Raw genomic sequence first — 6,648 nt, 5'->3', positions numbered from 1 at the left:
TTGTATTTTTTCTCAAGTTTTAATCTAAAAATAGGAGGATTATTCTTTTTTGTCACCATAGTATCTTCAGTAGAAGTAGATCTAACAGCCAAAGGCAAAGTATGCAATTTCAATATAAAACTCTGCATCTTGCCAAAGTTTCCAGACATTGGAAAGCGTGTAAGTGCCAAAAGATTACTTCTTTGTGAGATAGGACCTGAATTTTGTGCTATGCCGACATAACCAAGTTTTTTAAGAATTTTCATTAAACGGACATCAAACTCACCAAAAGGGTATGCTAGTATTTTTGGTTTTGAACAGAGATACTTTCCAAGTTCCTTTTGCAGTTTTGTCTCACATTTAAGTATCTCTTTTGTTACATCCTTCTTATACTGAGCAGGTTTGTCGCTATCTATGCGAACAAGATACTCATGCGAATATGTATGATTTCCAAACTCTGCTAAACCTTCTCTTCCCATTTCACGCATCTCATCCCATGTCATATAGCGTTTTGAGTGGTGGATTATTGGCATTGAATTGACAAATATTGTTGCAGGAAAATTATACTTTTTCAAAATTGGGTAAGCGTTTGTATAGACAGTTCTATAAGCATCATCCATGGTAATTACTACTGCTTTTGGTGGTAATGGTTTTTTATGCATTAAAGCCTTCACCACCTGAGAAAGGGGTACAACATTGTAGTGATTATTGTGCAAATATGCCATCTGCTTTTTAAATAAATCCATATTAATATTAGTAGAAGGATAACGAGATTCACCAAAACGATGATACTGCAAAATAATTGCGTGACCTTCACCTCTTGTCTGTGCAAACACAACTGTATTAAACGCAGTCCATATAAATAGTAATAAAAAAAGTCTCTTTTTCATCTTAATCTCCCCAATTCAATTTTTCTTTTAAAACATCAAAATAATTAAACTCATCTCTATGGATAAGCTTTACCTTTTTCTCTGCTAATTGTATATGTATACTCTCGCCTTTTGCAAGTTCATGTTTATCTTGTCCATCTATAATGACAAGTGCTTTATCTTTTGGTGTTTTCATCTCTATGGAGAATTCTCCTGGTAAAACAACAGGTCTTTGTGTCAAAGAGTGAGGACAGATAGGAGTAAGTGCAAAAACATTTGTTAAAGGAAAAAGAACAGGTCCTCCGGCTGAGAGATTGTATGCAGTAGAGCCTGTAGGTGTGGAGACAATGACACCATCACCATAATAAGTATTAAACGACTTGGAATCAACAAGTGTTTCTACATGAATCATGTTTGAAACAGAGGGACGGGTCAACACAATGTCGTTAAAAGCATAAATAGAAACATCTTTACCACTTTGTTTAAATGTCGCTTCCAAAATAGCACGCTCATCAACTCTATAATCGCCTTGCACTAATTTTGCTACAAACTGCTCTAGTTCATCAAAATCTATATCTGCAAGAAATCCCAAAGAACCGGCATAAACACCAAAAATAGGAACATCATACTTAAACGATCGTCTTACAGCCGAGATGAGTGTACCATCACCACCAAGCGTTACAATGGCATCTGCACTTTTACATAAAATATCAAACTCCATTCCCATTACGCCTATCATACCACCACTAATACTATCTAAAAGCACTTCTATATCATGCCTCTTAAAAATCTTTTCTAATGTATAGTAGTACTCTTTTAGTTCAGGTGTTGAGGGGCGTAAAACCACACCTACTTTTTTTATTGTTTTTGCTTTCAAGTCTGCTCATCTTGTGAATAATTTTGTCAATTATACTATATTTAGGTATAATCGCGAAAATTATTTATATAGGACTCTATATTTTGAGAACTCATTACTGTACAGATTTAAATGAAACTAATGTTGGAGAAGATGTTGTTCTAACTGGTTGGGCTAATAACTATCGTGACCATGGTGGAATCATTTTCATAGATTTACGTGACAAAACTGGTTTAATCCAGCTTACTTGTGACCCTGAAGACTCTAAAGAGGCACATAAAATAGCAAATGATGTGCGTGACGAGTATGTGCTTATTGCAAAAGGGAAAGTACGTCTTCGTGGTGAAGGGCTTACAAATCCACGCCTAAAAACTGGTGCTATTGAAATCGTAGTAGATGAACTTATTATTGAAAACAAATCAGCTCCTGTTCCTTTTGTAATTGGAGATAAAAATGTTGGTGAAGAGACTCGCTTGAAGTACCGTTACCTAGAGCTTCGTGACCCTGATGTTTTTGAAGTATTTCGTTTACGTTCAAAAGCAGCAATTGCAGCAAGAAATGTACTCGATGCAAATGGATTTTTAGAGGTTGAAACACCAATTCTAACAAAATCTACTCCAGAGGGAGCAAGAGATTATTTGGTACCTTCTCGTGTTCACAATGGTGAATTTTATGCACTTCCACAATCACCACAACTTTTCAAACAGCTTTTAATGGTTGGTGGATTTGATAGATATTTCCAAATTGCAAAATGTTTCCGTGATGAAGATTTGCGTGCCGATAGACAACCTGAATTTACTCAAATAGATGTCGAGATGAGTTTTTGTACTCAAGAAGATGTCATAAAAGTAGCAGAGGATTTGCTTGAAGGTATGTTTAAAGCGTGTGGTGTGGATATTAAACCACCATTTAACCGTATGACTTATAAAGAAGCTATGGAAAAATATGGTTCAGATAAACCAGATCTTCGTTATGGTCTTGAGATGGTTGATGTTATTGATATTTTTGAAAGATGTGACAATGAAATCTTTACAAGCATTGCAAAACAACCACATAAAAACCGTATTAAAGCCCTTAAAGTTCCTGGTGCTGATTTAGTATTTTCAAAACGCGAAATGAAAAGTTTTGAAGAGTTCGTTCGCAAATTTGGTGCACATGGTCTTGGATACTTCCAAATGAAAGAAGATGGTCTAAAAGGTCCACTTATTAAATTTTTCCAAGAAGAGGACATTAACCTTCTTATAGAGAGACTTGATATGCAAGTTGGCGATGTAGTTTTCTTTGGTGCTGGTGAGAAAAAAACTGTATGGGATTATATGGGTCGTTTTAGAAACTTCATCGCTGAACATGAAAAAATGAACCTTATAGATGAAAATGCTTATGAGTTTGTATGGGTTGTTGATTTTCCTATGTTTGAAGTAGAAGATGGACATGTAAAAGCACTCCACCATCCATTTACACAACCAAAAGATACAGATAAAGATGATGTAGAAGAGATAGAATCAATTGCTTATGACATTGTTTTAAATGGTACTGAACTTGGTGGTGGATCTATTCGTATTCACAAAGAAGAGGTACAAGAAGAGATATTTAAACTTCTTGGTATTGAAGAAGAAGAGGCTCAAGAGAAGTTTGGTTTCTTACTTGATGCGCTTAAATTTGGTGCACCTCCACATGGTGGTTTTGCTATAGGGTTTGATAGACTTATGATGATTATCTCTAAAAAAGCAAGTATTCGTGATGTTATTGCCTTCCCTAAAACGCAAAAAGCAGCGTGTGTACTCACTCAAGCACCATCAGAAGTTGACAATACACAACTTCGCGATCTGCACATTAGATTGCGTGAACAAGTAAAAGCATAATGAAAAAGTTATTTCTCATCATCGGAGCTCCTGGCTCTGGTAAAACGACTGATGCCGAGCTTATTGCAAAAGAGAATGAAAATATCTCTCACTTTTCAACAGGTGATATGCTTAGAGCAGAAGTTGCTTCAGGAAGTGAGCTTGGAAAAGAGATAGAGGGTTATATATCAAATGGTCTTATTGTACCTATTAATATTGCCATTGCAACAATTACTAATGCTATTAAAAATGCCTCTACCAATGTAGTTATCTTAGATGGTTATCCTCGTAGTATTGAACAAATGGATGCTCTTGAAGATTTTTTAGCACATGATAATTCAATCATATTAACTAATATTATAGAAGTAGAGGTGAGCGAAGAGACTGCTAGAGAGCGAGTTCTTGGTCGAGCTCGTGGTGCAGATGACAATAATGAAGTATTTAATAATCGTATGCGTGTTTATCTTGAACCATTAGAACAAATTAGAGATTTCTACAAAGCAAAAAATCTTTTAAAAGTAATTTCTGGTGAAGGAACTATTGAACAAATAGTCTCGCAGATGCAGAGTTTCATAAACTCTAAAATTTAATTTCTATACTATGAGGCTGCGTTTAAACGCAGCACATCATAAACTTTACTACTTTTCAAGTCCTGAAACAATAGCCTCTTCAACATCTTTAATATCAGCCGTTCCATCAACAGTAATGTATTTTATTTTACTATTTTTTGCAGCTTGTGCTTTATAGTAATCTACTAAAGGTTCAGTCTGTTCATGATACACTTTGAGTCTATCAAGCACTACATTCTCTTTATCATCATCACGCTGTACTAAATCTTCACCAGTCACATCATCTTTACCTTCAACTTTTGGAGGATTGTAGATGATGTGATATGTTCTTCCACTTGCAAGATGTACGCGTCTTCCACTCATGCGTTTTACTATCTCTTCATCTGGTACATCTATCTCAATGACTGCGTCTATTTCAATACCTGCATTTGTTACAGCATCGGCTTGAGGAAGTGTTCTTGGAAAACCATCTAAAAGATAACCATTTTTACAGTCATCTTGAGCAATTCTATCTTTTACAAGACCAATGATTATCTCATCTGTAACAAGTTTACCAGCATCCATCGCCTCTTTTGCAAGTTTTCCCATTGCTGTTCCTGCTTTTATTGCAGCACGGAGCATATCGCCTGTTGATATTTGAGGAATGTCATATTTTTTTGTCAAAAATTGTGCTTGAGTACCTTTACCTGCACCTGGTGCGCCTAGTAGTATTATTCTCATTTTTTCTCCTATTTTTTAATTATTTCTCTTCTACGAAACCAAAATCTTCTTCATCTTGGTCTTTTTGAGCGAGTAAAATATCCTCAACAAGCTCTTTTGCCTCAGCTTCATCAATATCACCATTTGCAATATCTTCTAAAACATCTTCTAAGTCTGCTTTAAATTCACGAAGCTCTTCTATCTCTTCTTTAGCATCTTCTGTTGCTTCTTTACTTCCTGCTATCTCTTCAAAGATTTCATCAAGTCTATCTTTGATGTCAGGAATAACACTTTTTGTCAATAACTCTTCAAGTTTTGCTATTTGTGACATATTCTTTAATCCTTAGGTAATTATTTATGGAATAATACTATAATTAAAATAAAAAGATTGGTATATGAATTTTTACGCAGTAATTATTGGAACAGAAATACTTAACGGACGCAGAAATGATAAACATTTTGCATTTTTACAAGCAGAGTTACAAAAGTATGGACATGAACTCTTCGCATCTTTTGTTATAAAAGACGATAAAGAGCTTATGCGGCGTACATATCGTACGATAAAAGAGGATTCAAACGCAGTGATGTTCTCTTTTGGAGGTATTGGTTCTACACCCGATGATTTGACCCGTGAAATTGCTGCTGAAATTTTTAGAGACTCAAAAGTTGTAACAAATGAGCAGTTTCGACGAGATATTATTGCTAAATTTGGTGATGAGGCATATCCACATAGAATTCACATGGCAGACTTACCTCCAAACGCAGCTCTTTTGAAAAACCCCATAAATAATATGTCAGGCTTTTCATTAGATGAAAAATATTTTTTCGTCCCTGGTTTTCCATCTATGGCACATCCAATACTCCAAGAAGCTATACAAAAGCATTTTTCAGATATGAAAAAAAGCTACCGATACACTCTCAAAGCAAAAACAAGTGAAAATACACTCATTTCAGTAATGCAAAAAGTTCCAGCACATATTGAACTCTCATCACTACCAATTTTCATTGACAATAAGCCAAATGTGGAACTCTCACTATCAGGAGAGAATAAAGAGGATGTTTTACACTATTTTAAACTATTTGAAGAGGCGCTCAATGAACAAAATATCCCTTATGTGCTTATGTAGTCAATATGACTAATTGGAACTATTATTGCTTTTAACACCTGAAAATCATATATGAAAGAAGAAACAGTTGAAACCAAAAGATGAAGTCACAAGAAGTCTGCTTATAGACAAATCAACATGGGATGACGCCATGAAGTACTCTCGAAGCAGATATAAAATGAGTTTGAGTAAAGTTGTAGAGTCACTTTTACAAGATTGGCTTACAAAAGAGAAGAGAAAACCGCTTGATCACTCAAACCAAGGAAAGTTTTTCGACTAAAAACTAGCGTGCATACGCGGTGTTTTTAGGACTATTTTCGTCATATTCAAAAAGAGAGAGAATACTTTTTTTATTCATTTTTCTCGCAAAATCAACTGCTGTAAAACCCTTTGAGTCTTTGGTATTTGTATCTGCTCCATTGTCTAAAAGTATTTGTGCTATCTCTATCCTGCCATAACATGCAGCTGCCATAAGTGCTGTAAAACCACTTTTTCGTGTTGTTTCATTGACATTTTTGCCCTGCTCTATCAAATAAAGTAACATCTCTTTATTGTCATAAGTTACTGCCATATCAAAAATACTTACACCCTCATCATCGAAGTCAAAAATATCTGCTCCATTTTGACAAAGCAGCATCAAGGTCTCCATTTCACATCCTGCGCGCAAAGCACAAGCAAGTACAGACTCACCAAGTTCATTTGTTTGAGACAAATCCCCACCTGACTTGA

General features: G+C 35.3%; 9 protein-coding genes. 4 read left to right on the top strand and 5 right to left on the bottom strand.

The window, feature by feature from the left end; all coding sequences use genetic code 11:
- Both MV589_RS04360 and MV589_RS04355 read right to left on the bottom strand, forming a co-directional pair.
- Nucleotides 1-869 (bottom strand): polysaccharide deacetylase family protein (locus MV589_RS04360; RefSeq protein ID WP_297432419.1); only part of this gene is annotated, 869 nt, incomplete at its 3' end.
- A 1-nt stretch (nt 870) separates the two neighbouring features.
- Nucleotides 871-1,725: an NAD(+)/NADH kinase gene (locus MV589_RS04355; protein WP_297432417.1), complete on the bottom strand. Its 855-nt coding sequence runs from the start codon at nt 1,723-1,725 to the stop codon at nt 871-873.
- Nucleotides 1,726-1,808: 83 nt separating this feature from the next.
- Between MV589_RS04355 and aspS the strand changes: the two genes are divergently transcribed.
- Both aspS and MV589_RS04345 read left to right on the top strand, forming a co-directional pair.
- Complete coding sequence (gene aspS, locus MV589_RS04350) at nt 1,809-3,566, top strand: aspartate--tRNA ligase (RefSeq protein WP_297432415.1); 1,758 nt, start codon at nt 1,809-1,811, stop codon at nt 3,564-3,566.
- Nucleotides 3,566-4,135 carry an adenylate kinase gene (locus MV589_RS04345; protein WP_297432413.1) on the top strand — a complete coding sequence of 190 codons (570 nt, stop codon included), beginning with the start codon at nt 3,566-3,568 and terminating at the stop codon, nt 4,133-4,135. Before aspS ends, MV589_RS04345 begins: the two co-directional genes overlap by 1 nt.
- Before the next feature lie 48 nt (nt 4,136-4,183).
- Here the strand turns inward: MV589_RS04345 and adk are convergent, their stop codons facing one another.
- Both adk and MV589_RS04335 read right to left on the bottom strand, forming a co-directional pair.
- The gene (gene adk / locus MV589_RS04340) at nt 4,184-4,834 is read right to left on the bottom strand and encodes an adenylate kinase (RefSeq protein ID WP_297432411.1); all 651 of its coding nucleotides are present in this window, start codon (nt 4,832-4,834) and stop codon (nt 4,184-4,186) included.
- Nucleotides 4,835-4,853: 19 nt separating this feature from the next.
- Nucleotides 4,854-5,144: a hypothetical protein gene (locus MV589_RS04335; RefSeq protein ID WP_297432409.1), complete on the bottom strand. Its 291-nt coding sequence runs from the start codon at nt 5,142-5,144 to the stop codon at nt 4,854-4,856.
- A 64-nt stretch (nt 5,145-5,208) separates the two neighbouring features.
- Between MV589_RS04335 and MV589_RS04330 the strand changes: the two genes are divergently transcribed.
- Both MV589_RS04330 and MV589_RS04325 read left to right on the top strand, forming a co-directional pair.
- Nucleotides 5,209-5,940, top strand: coding sequence for a competence/damage-inducible protein A (locus MV589_RS04330; RefSeq protein ID WP_297432408.1), 732 nt, complete (start codon nt 5,209-5,211; stop codon nt 5,938-5,940).
- Between the two features lie 67 nt (nt 5,941-6,007).
- The gene (locus MV589_RS04325; RefSeq protein WP_297432406.1) at nt 6,008-6,199 is read left to right on the top strand and encodes a hypothetical protein; all 192 of its coding nucleotides are present in this window, start codon (nt 6,008-6,010) and stop codon (nt 6,197-6,199) included.
- A gap of 3 nt (nt 6,200-6,202) precedes the next feature.
- Here MV589_RS04325 and MV589_RS04320 read toward each other — a convergent pair.
- Nucleotides 6,203-6,648, bottom strand: a 446-nt coding sequence (locus MV589_RS04320; protein WP_297432404.1) for an ankyrin repeat domain-containing protein, incomplete at its 5' end; no start/stop codon positions are given.

Origin of the sequence: Sulfurimonas sp. (assembly GCF_026991475.1) — a bacterium.
In the GTDB taxonomy this organism is placed as follows: domain Bacteria; phylum Campylobacterota; class Campylobacteria; order Campylobacterales; family Sulfurimonadaceae; genus Sulfurimonas.
This window is presented reverse-complemented; position numbering and strand designations above follow the sequence as displayed.

Bases quoted from the DNA above. Each gene is read 5' to 3' on its own strand.
- MV589_RS04335 (WP_297432409.1), bottom strand. From the start codon at position 5,144: ATGTCACAAATAGCAAAACTTGAAGAGTTATTGACAAAAAGTGTTATT.
- MV589_RS04330 (WP_297432408.1), top strand. From the start codon at position 5,209: ATGAATTTTTACGCAGTAATTATTGGAACAGAAATACTTAACGGACGC.
- MV589_RS04345 (WP_297432413.1), top strand. From the start codon at position 3,566: ATGAAAAAGTTATTTCTCATCATCGGAGCTCCTGGCTCTGGTAAAACG.
- adk (WP_297432411.1), bottom strand. From the start codon at position 4,834: ATGAGAATAATACTACTAGGCGCACCAGGTGCAGGTAAAGGTACTCAA.